The organism is Dactylosporangium sucinum (assembly GCF_014647515.1).
In the GTDB taxonomy this organism is placed as follows: domain Bacteria; phylum Actinomycetota; class Actinomycetes; order Mycobacteriales; family Micromonosporaceae; genus Dactylosporangium; species Dactylosporangium sucinum.
Genome location: NZ_BMPI01000029.1, coordinates 11,816 through 32,164 on the forward strand (window position 1 = coordinate 11,816; position 20,349 = coordinate 32,164).

General features: G+C 75.4%; 17 protein-coding genes. 7 read left to right on the top strand and 10 right to left on the bottom strand.

All coding sequences use genetic code 11. The features are described 5' to 3' along the window. Positions 1 to 11: 11 nt before the first annotated feature. Genes IEZ31_RS27410 through IEZ31_RS27420 form a run of 3 tightly spaced genes read right to left on the bottom strand, consistent with a single transcriptional unit; the run spans position 12 to position 3,061 of the window. Positions 12 to 1,190: an acyl-CoA dehydrogenase family protein gene (locus tag IEZ31_RS27410; protein WP_190252872.1), complete on the bottom strand. Its 1,179-nt coding sequence runs from the start codon at positions 1,188 to 1,190 to the stop codon at positions 12 to 14. After that, positions 1,191 to 2,186: an acyl-CoA dehydrogenase family protein gene (locus tag IEZ31_RS27415; protein ID WP_190252873.1), complete on the bottom strand. Its 996-nt coding sequence runs from the start codon at positions 2,184 to 2,186 to the stop codon at positions 1,191 to 1,193. Next, positions 2,183 to 3,061: an enoyl-CoA hydratase/isomerase family protein gene (locus IEZ31_RS27420; protein WP_190252874.1), complete on the bottom strand. Its 879-nt coding sequence runs from the start codon at positions 3,059 to 3,061 to the stop codon at positions 2,183 to 2,185. The genes IEZ31_RS27415 and IEZ31_RS27420 overlap by 4 nt, the downstream gene beginning before the upstream one ends. Before the next feature lie 61 nt (positions 3,062 to 3,122). Here IEZ31_RS27420 and IEZ31_RS27425 point away from each other — a divergent pair, with 61 nt between their 5' ends. From IEZ31_RS27425 to IEZ31_RS27440, 4 genes are read left to right on the top strand one after another with little or no spacing between them, the layout of a single operon-like run. Next, on the top strand, positions 3,123 to 4,088 hold the full coding sequence (locus tag IEZ31_RS27425) for a hypothetical protein (RefSeq protein ID WP_190252875.1): 966 nt from the start codon (positions 3,123 to 3,125) through the stop codon (positions 4,086 to 4,088). Then, positions 4,085 to 7,540 (top strand): indolepyruvate ferredoxin oxidoreductase family protein, encoded by a 3,456-nt coding sequence (locus IEZ31_RS27430; protein WP_190252876.1) that lies wholly within the window; start codon positions 4,085 to 4,087, stop codon positions 7,538 to 7,540. The genes IEZ31_RS27425 and IEZ31_RS27430 overlap by 4 nt, the downstream gene beginning before the upstream one ends. Then, entirely contained in the window at positions 7,537 to 8,361 is an 825-nt protein-coding gene (locus IEZ31_RS27435) for a FadR/GntR family transcriptional regulator (RefSeq protein ID WP_190252877.1), read from the top strand. The genes IEZ31_RS27430 and IEZ31_RS27435 overlap by 4 nt, the downstream gene beginning before the upstream one ends. Before the next feature lie 33 nt (positions 8,362 to 8,394). Continuing rightward, positions 8,395 to 9,063 (top strand): MBL fold metallo-hydrolase, encoded by a 669-nt coding sequence (locus IEZ31_RS27440; RefSeq protein WP_190252878.1) that lies wholly within the window; start codon positions 8,395 to 8,397, stop codon positions 9,061 to 9,063. Positions 9,064 to 9,200: 137 nt separating this feature from the next. Here the strand turns inward: IEZ31_RS27440 and IEZ31_RS27445 are convergent, their stop codons facing one another. From IEZ31_RS27445 to IEZ31_RS27455, 3 genes are read right to left on the bottom strand one after another with little or no spacing between them, the layout of a single operon-like run. After that, on the bottom strand, positions 9,201 to 9,959 hold the full coding sequence (locus IEZ31_RS27445; protein ID WP_190252879.1) for an ABC transporter permease: 759 nt from the start codon (positions 9,957 to 9,959) through the stop codon (positions 9,201 to 9,203). Continuing rightward, entirely contained in the window at positions 9,956 to 11,422 is a 1,467-nt protein-coding gene (locus IEZ31_RS27450; protein ID WP_229835887.1) for a DUF1349 domain-containing protein, read from the bottom strand. Before IEZ31_RS27450 ends, IEZ31_RS27445 begins: the two co-directional genes overlap by 4 nt. Further along, on the bottom strand, positions 11,419 to 12,348 hold the full coding sequence (locus IEZ31_RS27455; RefSeq protein WP_190252880.1) for an ATP-binding cassette domain-containing protein: 930 nt from the start codon (positions 12,346 to 12,348) through the stop codon (positions 11,419 to 11,421). Before IEZ31_RS27455 ends, IEZ31_RS27450 begins: the two co-directional genes overlap by 4 nt. Before the next feature lie 128 nt (positions 12,349 to 12,476). Here IEZ31_RS27455 and IEZ31_RS27460 point away from each other — a divergent pair, with 128 nt between their 5' ends. Continuing rightward, positions 12,477 to 13,139, top strand: coding sequence for a response regulator transcription factor (locus IEZ31_RS27460; RefSeq protein ID WP_190252881.1), 663 nt, complete (start codon positions 12,477 to 12,479; stop codon positions 13,137 to 13,139). After that, positions 13,136 to 14,251, top strand: coding sequence for a sensor histidine kinase (locus tag IEZ31_RS27465; RefSeq protein ID WP_190252882.1), 1,116 nt, complete (start codon positions 13,136 to 13,138; stop codon positions 14,249 to 14,251). Before IEZ31_RS27460 ends, IEZ31_RS27465 begins: the two co-directional genes overlap by 4 nt. A gap of 150 nt (positions 14,252 to 14,401) precedes the next feature. Here the strand turns inward: IEZ31_RS27465 and IEZ31_RS27470 are convergent, their stop codons facing one another. Continuing rightward, a complete protein-coding gene (locus tag IEZ31_RS27470; RefSeq protein WP_190252883.1) occupies positions 14,402 to 14,845 on the bottom strand; it encodes a YdeI/OmpD-associated family protein in 444 nt (147 codons plus the stop codon). A gap of 124 nt (positions 14,846 to 14,969) precedes the next feature. Here IEZ31_RS27470 and IEZ31_RS27475 point away from each other — a divergent pair, with 124 nt between their 5' ends. Further along, positions 14,970 to 15,533, top strand: coding sequence for a DUF488 domain-containing protein (locus tag IEZ31_RS27475; RefSeq protein ID WP_229835888.1), 564 nt, complete (start codon positions 14,970 to 14,972; stop codon positions 15,531 to 15,533). 7 nt (positions 15,534 to 15,540) lie between these two features. On the opposite strand, the gene IEZ31_RS27480 is transcribed toward IEZ31_RS27475, so the two are convergent. Genes IEZ31_RS27480 through IEZ31_RS56885 form a run of 3 tightly spaced genes read right to left on the bottom strand, consistent with a single transcriptional unit; the run spans position 15,541 to position 20,327 of the window. After that, positions 15,541 to 17,577, bottom strand: coding sequence for a protein kinase domain-containing protein (locus IEZ31_RS27480; RefSeq protein ID WP_190252884.1), 2,037 nt, complete (start codon positions 17,575 to 17,577; stop codon positions 15,541 to 15,543). Beyond that, on the bottom strand, positions 17,574 to 18,797 hold the full coding sequence (locus IEZ31_RS27485) for a transglutaminase-like domain-containing protein (RefSeq protein WP_190252885.1): 1,224 nt from the start codon (positions 18,795 to 18,797) through the stop codon (positions 17,574 to 17,576). The genes IEZ31_RS27480 and IEZ31_RS27485 overlap by 4 nt, the downstream gene beginning before the upstream one ends. 33 nt (positions 18,798 to 18,830) lie before the next feature. Then, positions 18,831 to 20,327, bottom strand: coding sequence for a serine/threonine-protein kinase (locus IEZ31_RS56885; RefSeq protein ID WP_229835889.1), 1,497 nt, complete (start codon positions 20,325 to 20,327; stop codon positions 18,831 to 18,833). Positions 20,328 to 20,349 lie beyond the last annotated feature (22 nt).

Sequence of the window (20,349 nt, forward strand, 5' to 3'; positions counted from 1 at the left end):
TCCGGAACCGGTCATGCGCTCGCCCGCCTGGCCTGCGCCCGGGGGAGGCCGAGGTGGCGCTCGGCGATGATGCCCCGCTGGATCTCGCTGGTGCCGGCGTAGATGGTGGTCACGACCGAGTGCCGGAACTCGTGCTCGATCCAGCCGTCGGCCGGCGCCTCGGTGCCGTGGCCGGCGAGCAGCCCGTCCGCGCCGACGACGTCCACGAGGGACGACGCCGCCCGCATGAGCGCCTCCGAGCTGAACAGCTTGGCCAGCGACCCCTGCGTGTGAGGCAGGACGTCCCGCGCGGTGAGCCAGGTCATGCGGTACCCCATGAGGCGGCTCACCTCGAGGTCGGTGTAGGCGCGGGCGAGGCAGGCCCGCACCTCCGGCCGCTCGATGGGCGCCCGGCCGCCGGCGTCGGGCCTGCGGGCCCAGGCGATGGCCCGGTCGACCAGGTGCAGCAGGTGCCCGGCCGCGGCGGGCTGCCGCTCGAAGGCGAGCGCCACCATCATGACGTCCCAGCCGCCGTCGACCTCGCCGACCCGGGCACTGTCGGGGACGCGGACCCGTTCGTAGAACGTCGCGTTGGTGCGCTCGCCGCCGAGCGTGTGCACCGGGCGCACCTCGACGCCCGGCGCGTCGAGCGGCACCAGGAACATCGTCAGGCCGCGGTGCTTGGGCACGTCCGGGTTGGTCCGGGCGAGCAGGAAGACGTGGCTCGCCTCGTGGGCCATGGTGGTGAACATCTTCTGGCCGTCGATGACCCACCCGTCGCCGTCGCGGGTCGCCCGGGTGCGGGCGGCGGCGACGTCGGAGCCCGAGTCGGGCTCCGAGTAGCCGAGGCACATGAGGATCTCGCCGCTGAGGATGGCCGGGATGACCTCGTGCCGCTGCTGTTCGGTGCCGACGATCTGCAGCGTCTTGGCCACCAGCTCGGAGATGAGCCAGCCCTCGATCGGGATCCCGGCCCGGGCGAACTCCTCGTTCAGCGTCGCCATCTCGAACGGGTCGCGGCCCTGCCCGCCCTGCTCGACCGGCCAGGCCGCCTTCAGCCAGCCCCGTTCGGCCATGGCGCGGTGCACGCTCCAGCTGTGCAGCGTGCCGGAGTCGTGCACGGCGGCCGAGGTCGCCGGCGGCAGCTCGGCCAGGAACTGCCGGATCTCGGTCCGGAACCGAAGCTGCGCGTCGGACGGTTCGAAGTCCATCTACGGCCGCCCCTCGTCGGTGTCGGCGAGCGCGAGCGCGACGACGGTCTCGTCGCCGTCGCCGCCGCCCAGCAGCCCCAGCGCCTTGGCGCGGCGGAAGTAGAGCTGGATGTCGTACTCCATCGTGTAGCCGTAGCCGCCGTGGGCGTGCAGGCTGCGGTCGGTGGCCTGGCGGGCGGCCCGGCCGGCGAACGTGTACGCCATCGCGGCCAGGCCGAGGCACCGGGGGCTGCCGGTGTCGCCGGCCCAGGCCGCCTCGAGGACGAGCAGCTCGGCCCCGTCCACGAGCGTCGCCGCGTCGGCGAGCTGGTGGGCCAGGGCCTGGAAGGCGCCGATCGGCTGGCCGAACTGGTGGCGGGTCTTCGCGTACTCGACGCCGAGGTGCAGGCCGGTGGTGCCGATGCCGACCAGGCCGGCCGCGGTGAGGACCTGCCAGTCGGCCGCGGCCTCGGCGAAGAGCGCGGCCGCCTCGGGCCCGTCGGCGAGCACCGTCGCGCCGGTGAGGTCGACGTGGCCGATCGCGAGCCCGGACAGGGTCTGCTTCGGCGTGGTGACGTCGTGGCCGGGCCCGGACGCGACGATCCGGCCCTCGTCCCAGGCGATGACCCGGTCGGCGACCGCCGCCCACGGCACCGTGCGGGCGACGCCGCCGGCGGCCGGCCGCGGTGCGAACGTCACCAGGTCGGTGCCGGCGTCGGCCCGGCCGAGGCGGTCGAGCAGGCGGGTCGCGACCAGGGTCTCCACCAGCGGGGCCGAGGCGAGGGCGGCCCCGGCGGCCTGGGCGGCGATGACGAGCTCGGCCAGCCCGGCCGGTGTCCCGTCGCGGGAGCCCGCCAGCTGGGGGAAGCCGAAGTCCCCGAGCACGGCCCACAGCGCGGGGTCGAAGCCGAGCGGCTCGGCCGCCCGGACGCGGGCCGGCGTGGAGTGGTCGGCGAGCAGGGCGGTCAGGCCCGCCCGCAGGTCGAGCTGCTCGCTCGACAGGGAAAAGTCGATCATCGCAGCCGCCACCGGGGCCGGTTGCCGGTCCGGAACGCCTGCTGCCCGGCGGCCAGGGCGGCCGGGTCGGTGCCGGCGGCGACCAGCGCGTGCGCGACGCCCAGCGCCTGGCCCGGCGCCATCTCGGAGCCGATCCAGATGGCGCGCAGGGTCGCCTGGACCGCGAGGGGTGGCAGGGCCGCGATGGTCGCCGCGACGGCGCCGGCCGCCGCCCGTAGCCGGTCGCCCGGCACGACCTCGGACACCAGGCCGATCTCGTGCGCGCGCCGGGCCGACATCCGCTCGGCCGAGCCGAGCAGGGCCAGCCGCAGCACCTCGCCGAGCGGCATGCGGCGCAGCAGGTGCAGCGGCTCGAACACGGCCGGCATGCCGAACGTCGTGTGCGGGTCGAAGAACGTGGCGTGGTCGGCGGCGATGATGATGTCGGACTCGCCGAGCAGGTAGAACGCGCCGCCGCAGGCGATGCCGTTGACCGCGGCGACGACCGGCTTCCACAGGCCGCACGACTTGGGGCCGAGGAAGTCGCCGACGTCGGCGCGCAGGAACGGGCTGCTCGCCTTGAGCACCGCGGTCGACTCGTCCGCGTCGCCCGTGTCTTCGGTGTCTTCAGCGTCTTCGGTGTCTTCGGTGTCCAGGCCCGAGCGGTCGTAGCCGGTGCAGAACGCCTTCTCGCCGGCGCCGGTGACGACCACGACCCGCACCTCGTCGTCGACCCGCAGCCGTGCCCACAGGTCGGCGAGCTCGCGCAGCATCGTGTCGTCGAACGAGTTCAGCACCTCGGGACGGTGCAGCTCGACCCACGCGACCCCGGCGTCGACCGAGAGCTGCAGCGTGGCGGGCGCCGCATCTTTGCTGGTCAGGGGAGTGTTGTGCATCACACGGCGAAGGTTATAAGGTTACGACCTTAGCGTCAAGGGTGGTGGAGAGGAGGCCAACGTGAGCGCTGGCCGAGCGCGTCGCCTGTTCACCGACGAGGCGTTGCGCGAGCTGTCGAGGTCGCCCCGCGACCGCCTGGCGCGCCGGCTCGCACGGTCCGATGTGGACGGTCTGCGCGAGGAGGTGGCGGCGCTGGAGCGCGAGCACCACGGGCAGCGCGAGCGCTATCTCGACTGGGTCGCGACGATCCTCGACACCGCCGTCGAGCGGCACGGCCGCGCCGGCCTGCGCCTCCTGGTGGGCCGGACCCTGGCCTTCTTCGCGGCCTATCCGGGCGTCGACCCCGTGCGGGACGCGGCGCCGGCGCCCATGGCCGACGAGGTGGCCGAGGCCGCCGGCCGCGGCGACGCGGACACCGCACTGGCGATCTTCGACCGGTGCGAGGCCGAGTGGCGCTCGGCCGTCGACGTGCTGCGGGACTGGCTGTCCGCCCTGCTCTCGCAGGTGTACACCGGCTACGGCCCGGACGAGCTCGAGGCGTTCCACCGCCGCCGCGGCGAGGACGCCCTGCGCGGTCTCATGCGCGACATCGACCGGCCCGTGGGCGAGCGCCTGGAGAACCTCGTCCGCCTGCTGCAGGGCCACTTCACCGACCTGGTCATCAGCGAGGACGACGAGAAGTTCACGATCGTGCAGGACCCCTGCGGCACCTGCGCCCGCCAGGTCCTCGACGGCCGGTTCGCGGCCGGGCTCGGGCTTGCGGTCGTGACCGACGAGCACCCGGTGACCTGGGGCGGGCGCCCGACCACGATCTACCGCACCCACGTGCCGATCTGGCACGTGGAGATGGCCCGCGAGCGCCTCGGCGTGCCCTGGCCGGTGAACCGCTGCCCGGCCGGCCTCGACGGCGGCGCCTGCACGATCCTGCTCTACAAGGACCCGCACGACCCGTCCAGCGTGACCCGGCTGCCCTCGACGGCCAGCGACTCCGCCATCCCCGCAACGAAGGGCCCGACACACCCATGACCGAAGTGGCGAGCGCCCCGGCCGGCTATCAACTGACCGACCGCTACGACGCCGACGACGGCACCGTCGTCCTCACCGGCACCCAGGCCATCACCCGCATCCTCCTCGACCGCCACCGCATCGACCGGGCGGCCGGGCTGCGCACCGGCGGCCTCGCGTCCGGCTACCCCGGATCCCCCCTGGGCGGGCTGGACCTCACCCTGCACCGGGCGGCCGCCACCCTCGCCGCCGAGGACATCCGGCACGTGCCCGGCGTCAACGAGGAGCTCGCGGCCGCCGTCGTCTTCGGCACCCAGCAGCCCTCGCCCGGCGGGTTCCGCGACGGGCTGCAGGGCGTCTTCGGGCTCTGGTACGGCAAGTCACCCGGCGTCGACCGGTGCGGCGACGCGTTCAAGCACGCCAACCAGTTCGGCGTGAGCCCGTTCGGCGGCGTCGTCGCGGTGGCCGGCGACGACCCGGCGGCGAAGTCCTCGTCGCTGCCGAACCAGAGCGAGACCGCCTTCTACGACGCGCTGATGCCGGTGCTCGTGCCCGGCTCCACCCAGGAACTGCTGGACTACGGCGTGATCGGGCTGGAGCTGTCCCGCTACTGCGGCTGCTGGGTCGGGCTGAAGGTCGTCACCAACGTGGCCGACTCCGTGGGCTCGGTCAACCTGGCGCCCGACCGGCTGTCGCTGCACCGGCCGGCGTTGGAGATCGACGGGGAGTCGTGGCAGCACCGGCAGCGCGTCGACCTCGTCCCGACGATCCTCGTCGACCGGGAGCGGGACCTGCTGGAGCGCCGCCACCTCGCGGCCGTCGCCTTCGCCGCCGCCAACGGCCTCAACCGGATCGAGGGCGCCACCGCAGGCGCCCGGATCGGCATCGTCGCGGCCGGCAAGACGTACTACGACGTCCGGCAGGCCCTGGCCGACCTCGGCCTGGACGACGCCGGCCTGCGCGAGCGGGGCGTCCGCCTGCTGAAGCTCGGCATGATCTACCCGCTCGATCCGTCCATTGTGGATCGTTTCGCCGACGGCCTCGACCACGTCGTGGTGGTCGAGGAGAAGCGCGACTTCATCGAGTCGGCGCTGCGCAACGCGCTCTACCCGACCCCGCACCGGCCGACCGTCGTGGGCAAGCGCGACCGCGGCGGCCAGCTGCTCGTGCCGGCCCACGGCGAGCTCGGCGTCGACCGCATCAAGCCGATCCTGCGCCGCGAGCTCGGCCTGCCCTCGCCGGTGCGGGCCACCACCCGCTCCTCGGGCCCGATCGCGCTGCCGCTGCTGGCCCGCACCTCGGCCTACTGCAGCGGATGCCCGCACAACCGGTCCACCGTGCTGCCCGGCGGCGCCGTCGTGGGCGGTGGCGTCGGCTGCCACGGCATGTCGTACTTCGACCCCCGGCTCGCCGACAACCAGAAGCTGCCGGTCGTGCCGATGGGCTCCGAGGGCGTGCCCTGGATCGGCATGGCCCCCTTCGCGCAGACCGGGCACATCTTCCAGCACCTGGGCGACGGGACGTACTCCCACTCGGGCCTGCTCGCGGTCCGGGCCTGCGTCGCGGCCGGCGTGAACATCACCTTCAAGATCCTGTTCAACGGCTACGTCGCGATGACCGGCGGCCAGGAGATCGCCGGCGGCATGTCGGTGCCGGCGCTGACCCGCGAGCTGGCCGCCGAGGGCGTCAAGCAGATCATCGTGTGCGCCGAGGACACCGGGCGGTACCGCGGCGTGCGCGACCTGGCCGACGGCGTCACCGTGCTGCCGCGGGACGACGTGCTGGCCGCGCAGGAGCGCCTCAGCGCGGTCGAGGGCGTGACCGTGCTCATCTACGACCAGGTCTGCGCGGCCGAGGCCCGGCGGCTGCGCCGCACCGGCAAGCTGCCCACGCCCGACCGGCGGGTGGTCATCAACGAGCTCGTCTGCGAGGGCTGCGGCGACTGCGGTGTGCAGAGCAACTGCCTGTCGGTCCAGCCGGTCGAGACCGAGCTCGGTCGCAAGACGCAGATCCACCAGACGTCGTGCAACTCCGACTTCAGCTGCCTGGACGGCGACTGCCCGTCCTTCGTCACGATCCGCACGACGGCGGCCGCCCGCGATCCGCGGCGCCCCCGCCGGCCGGACCCGCAGGACGTGCCGCCCGAACCCGCGGCGAAGGCGTCGGCCGGCGGCAAGGCGTACGGCGTCTACCTGGTCGGCATCGGCGGCACCGGGGTGGTCACCGTCAACCAGATCCTGGCCACGGCGGCCCTGCTCGACGGCCTGCACACGGCCGGCCTCGACCAGACCGGGATGAGCCAGAAGGCCGGCGCGGTCGTGTCCCACCTGCAGATCAGCGCCGCCCCGGTCGACGACCGCACCGCCGCGGTCACCGACGGGCAGGCCGACCTCTACCTCGTGTTCGACCTGCTCAGCGGCGCGGCACCGCAGCACCTCGCCCGCGCCGACGCGCGGCGCACGGTCGCGGTCGTCGCGTCCTCGCTCACGCCGACGTCGGCCGTGGTCACGAACATCGCGACCAGCCTCCCGCCGGCCGGCGCGCTGCTGGACCGCATCCGGGGCGTCGCCGGCCGCACCACCGCCGTCGACGCCGCCCGGCTCAGCCGCACCCTGTTCGGCGACGAGACGACCGCCAACGTCCTGCTGCTCGGGGTGGCCTACCAGGCCGGTGCCGTGCCGCTGTCGGCCGCCTCGATCGAGGAGGCGATCCGGCTCAACGGCGTCGCGGTCGACACGAACATCGCGGCGTTCCGGGCCGGGCGGCGCCACGTGGTGACCCCCGCCGAGCCTGACGCGCCCGCACCGCCCGGCCGCCTGGGTGCGGCCGGGCTCGACCCGGCGCCCGCCGCGCGGGACGCCGTGCGCCGGCTGCTCGACGGGGCCGGCCTGCCGGCGGCGGTGCGGGAGATCGCCGAGCCGCGCGCCGCCGAGCTCGTCGACTACCAGCACGCGCGGCTGGCCCGGCGATACGTGGACGCGGTGCGCGGCGTCGTCGCCGCCGAGGCCGAGCGGTTCGGCACGGACGCGGTGTCCGCGGAGTTCGCGCGCTACCTGTTCAAGCTGCTCGCGTACAAGGACGAGTACGAGGTCGCCCGGCTGCACCTGAAGGTCGATCTCGGCGCGCGGGTGCGGTACCACATCCATCCACCGTTCCTGCGGGCGCTCGGCCTGCGCCGCAAGCTCGCGCTGGGCGGCTGGATCCGGCCCGCCTTCGCCGTGCTGCGGGCGATGCGGACGGTCCGGGGCACGCCGTTCGACCTGTTCGGTCTGGCAGCGGTACGGCGGGTCGAGCGATCGTTGCCGGAGGAGTACACGACGGCGGTGCTCGCGGCGCTGCGGGACGACGACCGGGACCGCTGCCTGGCGGTCGCGCAGGCGCCGGATGTCGTCCGCGGATATGAGACCATCAAGCTCGCCAATGTGGCCCGGTTCCGGGCGATGCTGGCACAACCCTCCCAGGTGGACGGATGAGGAAGGCGGAGATCATGGCGGACCCAGCTCAGGGCCGTGGCGCGAAGGGCCCGTTGCTGCAGCGTCGCCGGGTCGGCGAGCGCCTTGCCGACGAGCTGCGGGACCGGATCCTGCGCGGTGATCTGACCACGGAGCACGGGCTGCTGAAGCAGGACGACCTGTTCGAGGAGTTCCGGGTCAGCATGCCGTCCGTCCGCGAGGCCATGCGCACCCTGGAGACCGAGGGGCTCATCACGATCCGCCGGGGCAACCGGGGCGGCGCCGAGGTGCACCCGCCCCAGCTCGAACGGGCCGGCTACGTCTTCGGCCTCGTGCTGCAGTCCCGCAACGTCAGCGTCCAGGACCTGGGCCTGGCGGTCCGCCGCCTCGACCCGGTGTGCGCCGAGATGTGCGCGACCAGGCCGGACCGCATGGAGACGGTCGTCCCCGCGCTGCGCGAGATCCAGCGCCGCACCGAGGAGAGCATCGGCGACTTCGCCAAGTTCGTGGCGTGCATGAAGGAGTTCCACGAGGCGCTCGTGCGCAACTGCGGGAACCAGACCTTCGAGCTGCTCGCGGGCATGCTGGAGGGGCTCTGGTATGCGCACGAGGAGGAGTGGGCCGCCCGCACGGTCATCGAGGGCGGCATCCCCGGCGAGGCCGCGACCCGGCGCAGCCTCGACAGCCACAACGAGCTGATCCAGGCCATCGAGGAGGGCGACGGCCCCGGCGCCGCGATCCTGGCCCGCCGCCACCAGGAGGACACCCAGCCCCAGGCCAATCTCGGCGTGGACCCGTCGGTGGTGGTCAACGCCCAGCTCATCCGGCCCCCGGACTACTGACCCCGGCCCTCCCGCGGTCGTACAGTGGACGCCATGCGGCAGGTGGCCGACGGCGTCTTCGAGATCGACATCGCGTTCGTGCACGCACACCTCGTCGTGGTCGACGACGGGGTCGTGCTCGTCGACACCGGGCTGCCGCGCCGGTCGGCCCGGGTGGAGCGGGCGCTGCGCGAGGCCCGGCGCGCGGTCGGCGACGTGCGGGCCGTCCTGCTCACGCACTGGCACGCCGACCACACCGGCGGCGCCGCCGAGCTGCGGCGCCGCTCCGGCGCGCGGACCGTCGCGCACGCGCTCGACGCGCCGGTCGTGTCCGGCGTGGTCGCGGCGCCGCTGACCCGGCTGCAGAGGGTCACCAAGCGCATCACCGGCACGCCCGCACCCGTCGCCGTCGACGAGGTGCTCGACGGCGACGGACCGTTCTCGGTGGCCGGCTTCACCGCCGTGCACACGCCCGGCCACACCGCGGGCCACGTGTCGTTCCTCCTCGACCGCGACGGCGGTGTGCTGTTCGCCGGCGACGCGGCCGCCGGCGGCGCCACGAGGGTCCGCCGCACGCCGCGGCTGATGACCGCCGACACCGTCGCGGCGAACGCCAGCGTGGCCCGCCTGGCGCGGCTGACCTTCGAGGTGGCGGTCTTCGGCCACGGCGCCGCGGTGACCGCCTCCGCCGCCGACCGCTTCCGCGACCTCGCGGCCGCGTGAGCGTGGCGCTGTAACCGAGGCCGATGCACTCTGCGCCGCGCCGTGCACGCCGAGGGCCGTCCACAGCTTCCGTCGCCAGCGACACACAACCCTCCCTGATCACGGTGGGCTCGCCGCCCCGGCACCGAGGCGTGGGGTCATGTGTCGCGGTAGCGGAGCAGGAGCGTGCCGGTCAGCAGCGCCGCCGCGGACCAGGCGGCCAGCACGCCCAGGCCGGCCCAGGGCCCGATCGGCAGCTGGGGTAAGTCCGTCGTGGCCTGCACGGCCAGGCCGGCGCTCATCGGCGCCGCCCGTTCGAGCAGACGGTGCAGGTCGGGGTCGCTCACCATCTGGGTGACGACCGGCGGGAGGTAGAGCAGGCCGAGCACGGTGCCGATCGCGGCGGCCGAGTCGCGCACGGCGGCGGCGACGCCGAGGCTGAGGACGGCGATCAGGGCCAGGTAGGCGACCGTGCCGGCGCTCGCCCGCAGCACGGGGCCGTCGGCGAGGGAGGGGCGGCCGGTGGGCAGGACGGAGCCGGCGGCCAGGAGCGACGCGAGCACGGTCAGGCACGCGACGGCGGCCACCGCGGCGGCGAGCACCAGGGCCTTGGCGGCCAGCACCGCCGGGCGGTTCGGGATCGCGGTCAGCGTGGTGCGGATCAGCGTGGTGCTGTGCTCGCCGCTGACCGCGAGCACGGCCAGCACGGCGACGGGGGCCTGCCCGAGATACACGCCGCTGAGGACGAGCCTCGCCGCGTCGAGGTCGCAGCCGGCCCGCGCGCAGGTGGCCGCCGCCGACACCGCGGCCCCCAGCGCCACGGTGACCGTCGCGGTGATCAGGAGCAGCCACGCCGGGCCGGGCGTCGTCCGCAGCTTCGTCCACTCCGCCCGCACGGCGTGCAGCGCGGTGCTCATGCGTCCCGCCGGCGCAGCAGGACGGCGGCCACGGCGAGGGCGAGCGCCGCGTAGCCGCACAGCACGCCCAGGCCGGCCCAGGGCGGCAGCGGGTAGTAGCCCAGGGCCGGGGTGTAGACGCTGTCGACCTGCGGGTAGCGGGTCAGGGTCTGCTGCACGGCCAGGGCGGCGGCCGGCGTGACCCGGGTCAGCCACAGTGCCATCGGTGGCGGCAGGAACGGGATGAGCGCCAGCAGGTACGGCAGCACCGTGGCGGCGACGACGGTGGTGACCGCCGTGGCGCTGCGCCGCAGGATGGTGCCGACGCCCAGGGCGAAGACGGCGGTGACGGCGAGCAGCGCGGCGGTGCCGGCCTCGGCGCGGAGCAGGGCGGCCGGCGTGGCCGGGAACAGGTACACGCCGAGCCCCCGCACCAGCCACGACCACAGCGGCACCGCGATCACCGTCGCGACCAGGCTGGTGGTGAACGTGACGCCGGCGACCACGGCGGCCTTCGCCAAGAGCACCCGGCCCCGGCGGGTGCTGGCGCTCAGCGTGCTGCGGATCATCCCGTACCGGTACTCGGTCGTGACCGTCAAGGTGGCCACGACGACCACCACGATCAGCGCCGGGAACGTCCCGAACAGCAGGTCGCCGGCGGCGGCTCCGACGGGCAGGTCGCTGCGGGTGGCCGGGGCGAGGTCGCCGGCTCCGGTGACCGTGAACCCGTCCCCGGCCGGGGCGAACCCGCCGGAGACGCCGCGCGGATAGCCGGCGAAGGTGGCGGTGCGGGCTCCCCGCTGGTCACCGGTCCAGTCGGCCGCGGGCCAGCCACCCGCCAGCTGCGGGCCGCCGAACGCGGCGGTGGCCGCGTCGCCCGCCGTGCCGAGCCCGTCGACGCGTTGCGGGCAGGCCACGAACAGGCCGGCCTGGACGGTGGCGGGCAACCCGGGCAGCCGAACGGTGGCGACCTCGCTCCAGCGCGTGCCGTCGGCCGAGGCCTCGCCGGTGATCGTGTCACCGGCGCGGGTCAGCCGGAGCCAGCGCGGTGCGTCGCCGGGCGGCCCGGCCCGGTCGTGGCGGTAGTCGTGCTGCATCCGCACCCCGTGCCCGCCCGTGACCATGATCGCGGCGTACCGGGCGCCGGGCTCGGGCCCGGCGGCGATGATCAGCCCGGCCTTCGCCCACGGCGCGGCGGCGCCGTCGTCGCCGGCGCCCACAGAGGTCAGCGAGGCGACGGCGACGGTGATCCGGCCGTCCCCGGACAGGGGGCGGTGCACGAAGTAGAACCCGGCGCTGACCGGCGTGCCGTCCGGCCCGATCGGGACCGGCGACGCCCGGTCGGGCGGCGCGCCGCCCAGCCCGGTGACGGGGAACAGCAGGATCATCAGCGCCGCGACCGCGCTGGCGCGCACCCAGCCGGGCACCGACCGGAACTTGGTCCACTCCGCCCGCAGCAGGCGCGGCATCGGCGGCCGGGTCACGACGCCGCTCCGGTGGCCGCCCGATACTCGACGGCGTCGCGGGTCAGGTCGAAATACGCCTCTTCGAGGGTGGCGCGGTGCGGCGACAACTCGGAGAACGGCAGCCCGCCGGCGGTGAGCACCGCGACGACCCGCTCGGCGGCCAGCCCCCGCACGTCCAGCACGTCCTCGCCCGCGCGGGTCACCTGTGCGCCGGCGGCCGTCAGGGCCGCGGCGGCCGGCTCCGGCGCACCGGTGCGCACCCGCACCCGGTCTCCGGAGGCGGCCGCGACCAGGTCGGCCACGCTGCTGTCGGCGATCACCCGGCCGCGGCCGACCACCACCACGTGGTCGGCCATGCCCTGCAGCTCGCTCATCAGGTGACTGGACACCAGCACGGCCCGCCCCTGCCCGGCCAGGGCGCGCAGGAAGCCGCGCAGCCACACGATGCCCTCGGGGTCCATGCCGTTGAACGGCTCGTCCAGCATGATCGCCGGCGGGTCGGCCAGCAGGGCGGCGGCCAGGCCGAGCCGTTGCCGCATGCCCAGCGAATACCCACCCGCGGGGCGGCGGCTCGCCGAGGCCAGTCCCACGTGCTCGAGGACCTCGTCGACGCGGCGGGGGTCCAGGCCCTGCGAGTGGGCCAGCCACAGCAGGTGGTTCCGCCCGGTCCGGGCCGGGTGCAGCGCGGAGGCGTCGAGCAGCGCGCCCAGGTGCCGCAGCGGGCTGCGCAGCGACCGGTAGGGCCGGCCGCCGACCAGCGCCCGCCCCGCGTCGGCGGTGTGCAGGCCGAGGACGATCCGCATGGTGGTGGACTTGCCGGCGCCGTTGGGCCCGACGAACCCGGTCACCCGCCCGGGGGCGGCCGTGAACGTCATCCCGTCCAGCGCGGTGGTCGGCCCGTACCGCTTCCGCAGCCCGGAGACCTCGATCGTGGCATCGCTCATGGCACGCAGTTGTACGCCGACGCCGGTGACAGCCCGGTGCGTTCGGCTGTCACCTGGTTGTCACCTGCCGGCTGGCATCGTGGACGGCGTGGCGCAGGGGGCGTCCGGATCGGCAAAGGATCGTGATCATGAGGGTGCTCGTGGTGGAGGATCACCGGACGTTGAGCGCACTGATCACGGCCGGCCTGCGCCGGGAGGCGATGGCCGTGGACGTGGCCCTGGACGGTCACGCCGCGCTGGAGCAGGTGGCCGCGACCCGCTACGACGTCGTGGTCCTCGACCGGGACCTGCCCGGGGTGCACGGCGACGAGGTGTGCCGCCGGATCGTGGCGAGCGCGGCGGACACCCGCGTGCTGATGCTCACGGCGGCCGGCACCGTCCGGGACCGGGTGGAGGGCCTCGGCCTGGGCGCCGACGACTACCTGCCGAAGCCGTTCGACTTCGCCGAGCTCGTGGCGCGCATCCGGGCGCTGGCCCGCCGCAGCACACCGGCGCTGCCCCCGGTGCTGGACAACGGCGACCTGACCCTGGATCCCAACCGCCGGGTCGCGATGCGGGCCGGTCGGCGGCTGGACCTGAGCCCGAAGGAGTTCGCGGTCCTGGAGCACCTGCTCGCGGCCGCCGGCCGGGTCGTCCCCACCGAGGAGCTCCTCGAGCGGGTGTGGGACGACGCGACCGACCCGTTCACCAGCACGGTGAAGACCACCATCGGGCGGCTGCGCGCCAAGCTCGGCCAGCCGCCGGCCATCCACACCGTCCGCGAGGGCGGCTACCGGATCGGTGCACCGTGACCCGCCCGGCACCGCGCCGCCGGCTGCGCACCCGGCTCGCGCTGCTGCACGCCGGGCTCGCCTTCGCCTGCGGGGCGCTGCTGCTGGCCTTCGTCAACGTGCCGTTCGTCAGCGCCGGCCACATCGCCAACAAGCCGGCAGCCGGACCACCCACCGACGCCCGGACCACGGGCAACGTGGGCGAGGTGCTGCGATACTCGGCCGTGGCGCTGGTCGTCATCGCCGGCCTGTCGATCGCGCTCGGCTGGCTGGTCGCCGGGCGGGCGCTGCGGCCCCTGGCCCTGATCACCTCGACCGCCCGCACCATGTCCGCGGACAACCTGGCCGGCCGGCTGAGCGTCCCGGCCCGCTACCGGGAGTTCGCCGACCTCGCCGACACGCTCGACGGCCTGGTGCGGCGGCTGCACGGGTCGTTCACGGCGCAGCGGCAGTTCATCGCCAACGCCTCCCACGAGCTGCGCACCCCGCTGACCGTGCAACGGACCCTGCTGCAGCTCACCGTCGCCGACCCCGACGCCACCGCCGACACGCTCCGGGCGACCTGCCACGAGCTGCTGGAGCTCGGCCAGCAGCAGGAGCACCTGATCGACGCGCTGCTCACCCTGGCCAGCGGCTACCAGCCGATCGAGCACTGGGAGCCGTTCGACCTCGCCGAGCTGACCCGGAAGGTCGTCCTGGACCACCGCGCCGAGGCGGAGGAGCGCGGCATCAGCGTCCGCACGGCGCTCGACCCGGCCACCGTGACCGGCGACCCGCGCCTGGCCGCGAGCCTCGTCACCAACCTCGTCGACAACGCCTTACGCCACAACATCCCCGGCGGGACGGTGGCGATCGCCACGACGGCGACCGGCCGCCTCACGGTCGGCAACACGGGCACGCCGATCCCGCCGGCCGAGACCAGCCGCCTGTTCCAGCCGTTCCAGCGGCTCGGCACCGACCGCACCGACCAGACCAGCGGGCACGGCCTCGGCCTGGCCATCGTCGCCGCCATCGCCCACGCCCACCGCGCCCCGCTCGCCGCCCAGCCCCGGCCGGAAGGAGGCCTCCAGGTCACCGTCGACTTCCCACCCGCGCTGACGGGCGGCAGCACGACACTGCGGCGCACGACCTGACCGACCGGCAATGGGCGGCGCCGCGGCCGGTCGCGTCGGTGGGCGAGAACGGGGCGGCGCCCGACATCCAGCACGGCTGGCCGGCTCGGCGTGACGAACTCGGCGGGTGGACCACCGGTCCTACGTACCGCAACGGTCCCGAGTGAGCCCTCACGAGCTGCCGGCGCGGAGCGTGGCGATCGCCTGCTCGATGCGCCGTAGGCGTGTCTCGGGCTTCTTCGCGCTCTCGATGGCGAGGACGTGCTCGCGGCGGTGGGTGTGCGCCAGGCCGTCCCAGGCGGCGCGGGTCGCCGGGTCGGCGTCCAGTGCGGCGGTGAGGTCCGGGGGCTCGGCCACGACGCGGGGCTCGGTGTCCAGCTCCAGGTCGACCTCGACCTCCTCGCCGACCGTGACGCCCGCCGCCCGGCGGTTGGCGTTGCTCAGGCCGAGCAGGTGGCGGCCGCGCATGATGGCCACCCGGCTCTTCCACGAGTGGCCGTTGACCGTGATCGTCACCGGTGGCCGGGCGCCGCCGCCGAGCGCCTCGACGATCTCCGGCGGGACCTCCAGGCCGCGCATCGGCTCCGGAGGCTCTACGTGCGTGCGGAACCTCATGAGGTGCATCCTCCCTCACCCGGCCCCGCCGGCGTGGCGGGGCCAGGCACCGCGCGGTCGAACGTCGAACGTCGTGCGTGGTCCCGCCGAGGTGGTGGGGAGCCGATGACGTAGCCTGCCAGCGGTGGACAGCGCAGCGGGGCCGCCGGTCCGGATCTGCACGATCGGGCACGGCGCCCGGGAGATCGGGGCGTTCCTGGCGATCCTCACCGAGGCGGGCGTCGACACGCTGGTCGACGTGCGCCGCTACCCTGGGTCACGGCGGCATCCGCAGTTCGGCCGCGACGAGCTCGCCGGGGCCGTTCGCGGGGCCGGCCTGCGGTACACCTGGGAAGGCGAAACCCTCGGCGGACGCCGGCACGGGCAGCCGGGCTCCCGCCACACCGCGCTGCGCAACGCCGCGTTCGCCGCGTACGCCGACCACATGGACACCCCGGCGTTCCGCGCCGCGGTCGACGACCTGATCGACCGGGCGCGGACCGGGCTGCCCGCGATCCTCTGCGCCGAGACGCTGTGGTGGCACTGCCACCGCATGCTCGTCGCGGACGCGCTGGTGCTGCGCGGGGTGGTGGTCGAGCACCTGCTCGACGTGGGCTCCCGGCAGCCGCACCGGCTCACCGAGGGGGTGCGCCGCGGCGCCGACGGCTGGCCGGTCTACGACGCGCAGCCGACGCTGCCGGGCCTGTGACCTGGCATTATGCGGCCGGTGTGGTGACGCAGGCCCAGCTGTCCTGGGCGGCGGGGGAGTAGGCGGAGACGCCGGCGGCGTTGAACGCGCGCACCTTGAAGCACATGTAGGTGCCCGGCGCGAGGCCGTCCCAGGTGTACGAGGTGGCGTTGGCGCCGGTGTTCCTCGATGTCGAGCCGTTGATGACGGTGAATCCGGTCTCGTCGCCCGAGTTGTCCGCCCACTGCAGCCGGACGGCGGTGGCGCCGACGGCCGTGGCCGACAGGTTGGACGGTGCCGCCGGCCCGGTGCCGCCCTGGCTGGTGGCGCAGACCCAGTCCTGCTGCGCGGCGGGGAAGTACGCGGACGCGCCCGCGGCGTTGAACGCGCGCACCTTGAAGCACATGTACGTGTCGGGCGCGAGCCCGTCCCAGTTGAGCGTCGTCGTGTCGGCGCCGACGTTCCTCGACGTCGCGCCGTTGATGACGGTGAATCCGGTCTCGTCGCCCGAGTTGTCCGCCCACTGCAGCCGGATGGTGGTGGCGTTCACGGGTGTCGCTTTGAGCTTGGTGGGTACCGCGGGCAGCCCGGCCCCGGCGGTGCGCGTCGGCGACGGCGGGCCGGCCACCATGGCCGGACCGGTCGCGCCGGCGCCGGGCGAGGTCGCCGCCTGGCCGGCCGCGCCGGACGCCGCCGAGAGGCCGGCCTCCTCCGCGCCGCCGGTCGCACCGGGGATGCCCGCCGCCTGGTCCGGCCCCTCCGGGTCGTCGCCGCGGCCGAGCGTGAGCACCGCGCCCACGGCGACCGCGACCGCCAGCACGGCGGTCCCGGCGACGAGCAGCCGCCGGGTGACGGCCGACCGGTCGCGGGCCCGCAGCGGCACCGTCCGGGCCGACTCGGCCGCCATCGCCTGCCGGGCCGCGGCGGCGAACGCGGCCCCCGACGGCCAGCGCTCCGCCGGGTCCTTCGCCAGCGCGCGCAGCACGACCTCGCGGACGCCGGACGGTACATCCTGGGGCAGCGGCGGCGGCTCGTCGTTGGCGTGCCGCAGCGCGATCTGCAGCAGGCTCTCGCCCTCGAACGGCAGCCGGCCGGCCAGGCACTGGTACGCGACGACGCCCAGCGAGTAGATGTCGGACCGGGCGCTCGCCGGCTGGCCGCCGGCCCGCTCGGGCGCGATGTACGAGGCGGTGCCGAGCAGCAGCCCGGTCGAGGTCTGGTGGGTCGCCGCCGCCGACCGGGCGATGCCGAAGTCGGTGAGCACCGCGCTGCCGTCGGGGCGCAGCAGCAGGTTGGCCGGCTTGACGTCGCGGTGCGTCACGCCCTTCTCGTGGGCCGCGTGCAGGGCGTCGGCCGCCTCGGCGGCCAGCCGCATCGTCGCCTCGGCGCCGAGCCGGCCGCGGTCCAGGGCGCGGGCCAGCGACTCGCCCTCGATGTACTTCATGACCAGGTAGACCCCGGCGGCCGGGTCGTCACCGAAGTCGTACACGTCGACCACGCCGGGGTGGCTGATCGTGGCCATGGTGCGCGCCTCGGCCCAGAACCGCTCGATGAAGGAGGGGTCGTCGGACGGCGCCCGCAGCAGCTTGACCGCGACCGTGCGCCCGAGCACCCGGTCCGAGCCCTGCCACACGTCGCCCATGCCGCCGCTGGCGATGTGCCGCGTGATCTCGTACCGCCCGGCCAGCACCGTTCCCGCGTCGATCAACGCGACCCCTTTCGCAGGCCGGACCCTGGACCCCCGTCCGGAACGCACTCTAGCGGTGGACGCAAGCCGGGTAGGAACCGTGTCGTTTGTCCGGCGTGCCCGCCCCGAACACCAAGGCGAGCGCGGGTCCGCCTGCCTGACCCGTTCGGCGACCTGGCGGGTGTCGTCGTCGAACAGGACGAGGCGGATGAGGTCGATGCCCGGCGGTGGCGTCCGCAGCGCGGTCGCCGGGCCGCCCTTGCGGTGGATCGCGCCGTCGACCCCGCCGCCGCCCAGCAGCGACGAGTTCGCCGCGTTGACGACGGCGTCCACCCGCTCGGCGGTGATGTCCCCGGTGACCAGCTCGATCGACGTCACGGCCCAGCCTCGGCGGCCCGGCGGGCGTCGGCGGCGGCGAGCCCCGCGCGCATCGCCTCCCGTTCCGCGGGGTCCCACGGACCGGAGCCGGCCAGCGGGATCTCCGTCATGAAGCGCCGCTCGGCCTCCGGGATCAGCGCGGCCACGCGGTCGGGGTCCGTCGCCGCGGCCGCGTACAGGTCCGGGCCGTCGGCGTAGAACAGGTCGACGACGACGAGCCGCCCGTCCGCGCCGCGCATCACGTTGGCCGGGTTGTCGTCCAGCGGCCCGCACCACGGCAGGTCGCGCCGGGCCCGCTCGTGGACGCTGCGCACGACGTCGACCAGCTCGGCGACCTCCGGGGAGCGCTCGGCGATCGCCCGGTGGAACGCGGCGGCGGCCGCGTGGGGGACGGGTTCGAGCCACTCCAGCACCTGCAGGTCACCGCCCCCGGCCAGCCGGCGGTGCGCGTACAGCGCCGGAACCTGGCGGGTGTGCGCGGCCTCGCGGTACAGGGCGGCGGTGTACGGGCCGGTCGGGTCGAACGGGCTGATCCGCGCGGCCGCCGTGCCGTCGGGCGAGCGCAGCGCGATCGCCCAGTCGCCGGCGCCGCACGGGCGCCACCCCTGCCGCAGGAGCGCCTGCTCCACCGCGCGATGGTCGGGGCCGAGCGGTTCGCCGGGCAGGCCCGCGGTGCGCAGGGTCAGCACGTCGGTCCTGGCGCGCAGCGCGGCCAGCACACCCGGGTCCGCGGCGGCGTACACCGGCTCGTAGTCGCGCTCGCCCGCCGAAGGGTCGACGGTGAACGCGAGCCGCGGCCCGTCCAGCGAGAACTGGGCGTCGACGCCCGGCCTGTTTCCGCGAGGGTCCTGCCGGTGCCATCTTCCATCCAGGTGTACCGCCACGAGCCCGTGCAGCACGAACCCGCCGTCGCCCGTCGCGAGGCGCTGGTAGCACAGCCCGGCGGGCACGCCCTCGGCCCGCAGCAGCGCGGCGAGCAGGTGGGATTTGGCGTAGCACAGCCCGACGCGGTGTTCGAGCACCTCGGCGGCGGTGACGGTGACCCGCGGGTCGTCGGCGTCGAAGGAGTGGCGCACCTCGTCGCGCACGAACTCGTAGGCCGCGCGGGAGAACCCCACGTCGTCGGGGTGCCGGCCGCGCAGCCGGGCCGCGGCCGCGCGCACGGCCGGGTGGTCGGCCTGCACGACGTCGTCGGCGGCGAGGAACGGGTCGATCACCACCCGCCGAGCCTACCGCTCAGCGCCGGGCCGGGGTCAGCCGCTGGCGCTCAGGGCCGGGGCCGGTGCCGTGTTCGCGGGGGCGGAGGGTTCGGGGGCCGAGGTGGCCGGAGCCGAACCGGTCGGGGTCGGCTGCGGGTTCTGGGTCGCCGGGACCTCGTCGGACGGCTGGGGGCCGCCGCCACCGCCGGGCTGGGTGCCGGTGGTCGCGGCGGGGGCGGTCGAGGGCTGCTGGGACGAGCCGCCGGCCGAACCGCCCGGGCCGGTGCGGGTCTGGCCGCCGCTGACGCCGGTGGCGGGTGCGCCGGTGCCGGTGGGTGCGGGGTCGTCGCCGGGGCCGTGGAAGATGGTGTCCGGGCCGGTGAGGGGCAGGGCGGCGAGGACCGCGATCAGGGCCAGCAGGCCGAGGAACCACAGGGCCGCCGAGCGGCGGGGAAACCCCGCCCCGGCACCCACGCCGCCCGTGCCGCCCGTGCCGCCCACGCCGCCCACGCCGCCCGCGCCGCCCACGCCGCCCGCGCCGCCCGTGCCGCCCGTGCCGCCCGTGCCGCCCGTGCCGGCCAGCGGCGCGGTCGCGCCGAGTTCGGCCGTCCCGGGACGCCCAGCCGGACCGGAAGGCCCGGAAAGCCCGGCGAGTCCGGCCGGACCCGCAGCACCGGCGGCGCCCGCCAGACCGGCGGCGCCCGCAAGAGCAGCCGGCCCGCCCGCATCGGGCCCGATCGCCGCGGCCGCGGCGTCGGCGGCCTCGGCCAGCGCGGCGGCCGACTCGTAGCGGTCCGCCGGGCGCTTGGCCAGCGCCGTCGCGATCAGGTCGCGCACCGGGGCCGGCACGTCCGGCGGGAGCGGCGGCGGCGTGTCGTTGAGGTGGTGGACCGCGACCGTCACCGGGTTGTCGCCGACGAACGGCGGGCGGCCGGCCACGCAGTGGTACGCCACCGCGCCCAGCGCGTAGACGTCCGTCGCCGGGCCCGTGCGCTGCTTCGACACCTGCTCGGGCGCGATGTACAGGGCCGTGCCCACCACGTCGTTCGTTCCCGTGATCGCGGCCAGCGCCGGGGAGCGGGCGACGCCGAAGTCGACCAGGACCACCGTGCCGTCCGGCTGGATGATCAGGTTGCCGGGCTTGACGTCGCGGTGGACGATGCCGGCGGCGTGGGCCGCCTCCAGCGCGCGGGCCGCCTGCCCGACGACCGCCATCGCCGCCGGCGGGTCGATCCGGCCCTCCTCGGCGATGCGCTGGTCGAGCGGTCGGCCCTCGATGTACGCCATCACGATGTAGGCGCCGCTCGCGCCCTGGCCGTAGTCGTAGACGCCGGCGATGCCGGGGTGGCGCAGCGCCGCCATCGCCTTCGCCTCGTGGTGGAAGCGGGTCTGGAACTCCCGCTCGGCGGCCGGACCCCGGTTGAGCAGCTTGACCGCGACGGTCCGCCCCAGCAGGGTGTCGGTGGCGCGCCAGACCTGGCCCATGCCCCCGGTCGCGATGGGGTCGTCGAGCCGGTACCGGTCGCTGAGCAGGTCGCCTTGGCTGAGCACCTCGTCGGGATACCCAGGAAAA

Coding starts and splice junctions, on each gene's coding strand:
- IEZ31_RS27420 (WP_190252874.1), bottom strand. CDS start 3,061: ATGCACAACACTCCCCTGACCAGCAAAGATGCGGCGCCCGCCACGCTG.
- IEZ31_RS27415 (WP_190252873.1), bottom strand. CDS start 2,186: ATGATCGACTTTTCCCTGTCGAGCGAGCAGCTCGACCTGCGGGCGGGC.
- IEZ31_RS27445 (WP_190252879.1), bottom strand. CDS start 9,959: ATGAGCACCGCGCTGCACGCCGTGCGGGCGGAGTGGACGAAGCTGCGG.
- IEZ31_RS27440 (WP_190252878.1), top strand. CDS start 8,395: ATGCGGCAGGTGGCCGACGGCGTCTTCGAGATCGACATCGCGTTCGTG.
- IEZ31_RS27430 (WP_190252876.1), top strand. CDS start 4,085: ATGACCGAAGTGGCGAGCGCCCCGGCCGGCTATCAACTGACCGACCGC.
- IEZ31_RS27460 (WP_190252881.1), top strand. CDS start 12,477: ATGAGGGTGCTCGTGGTGGAGGATCACCGGACGTTGAGCGCACTGATC.
- IEZ31_RS27470 (WP_190252883.1), bottom strand. CDS start 14,845: ATGAGGTTCCGCACGCACGTAGAGCCTCCGGAGCCGATGCGCGGCCTG.
- IEZ31_RS27435 (WP_190252877.1), top strand. CDS start 7,537: ATGAGGAAGGCGGAGATCATGGCGGACCCAGCTCAGGGCCGTGGCGCG.
- IEZ31_RS27455 (WP_190252880.1), bottom strand. CDS start 12,348: ATGAGCGATGCCACGATCGAGGTCTCCGGGCTGCGGAAGCGGTACGGG.
- IEZ31_RS27410 (WP_190252872.1), bottom strand. CDS start 1,190: ATGGACTTCGAACCGTCCGACGCGCAGCTTCGGTTCCGGACCGAGATC.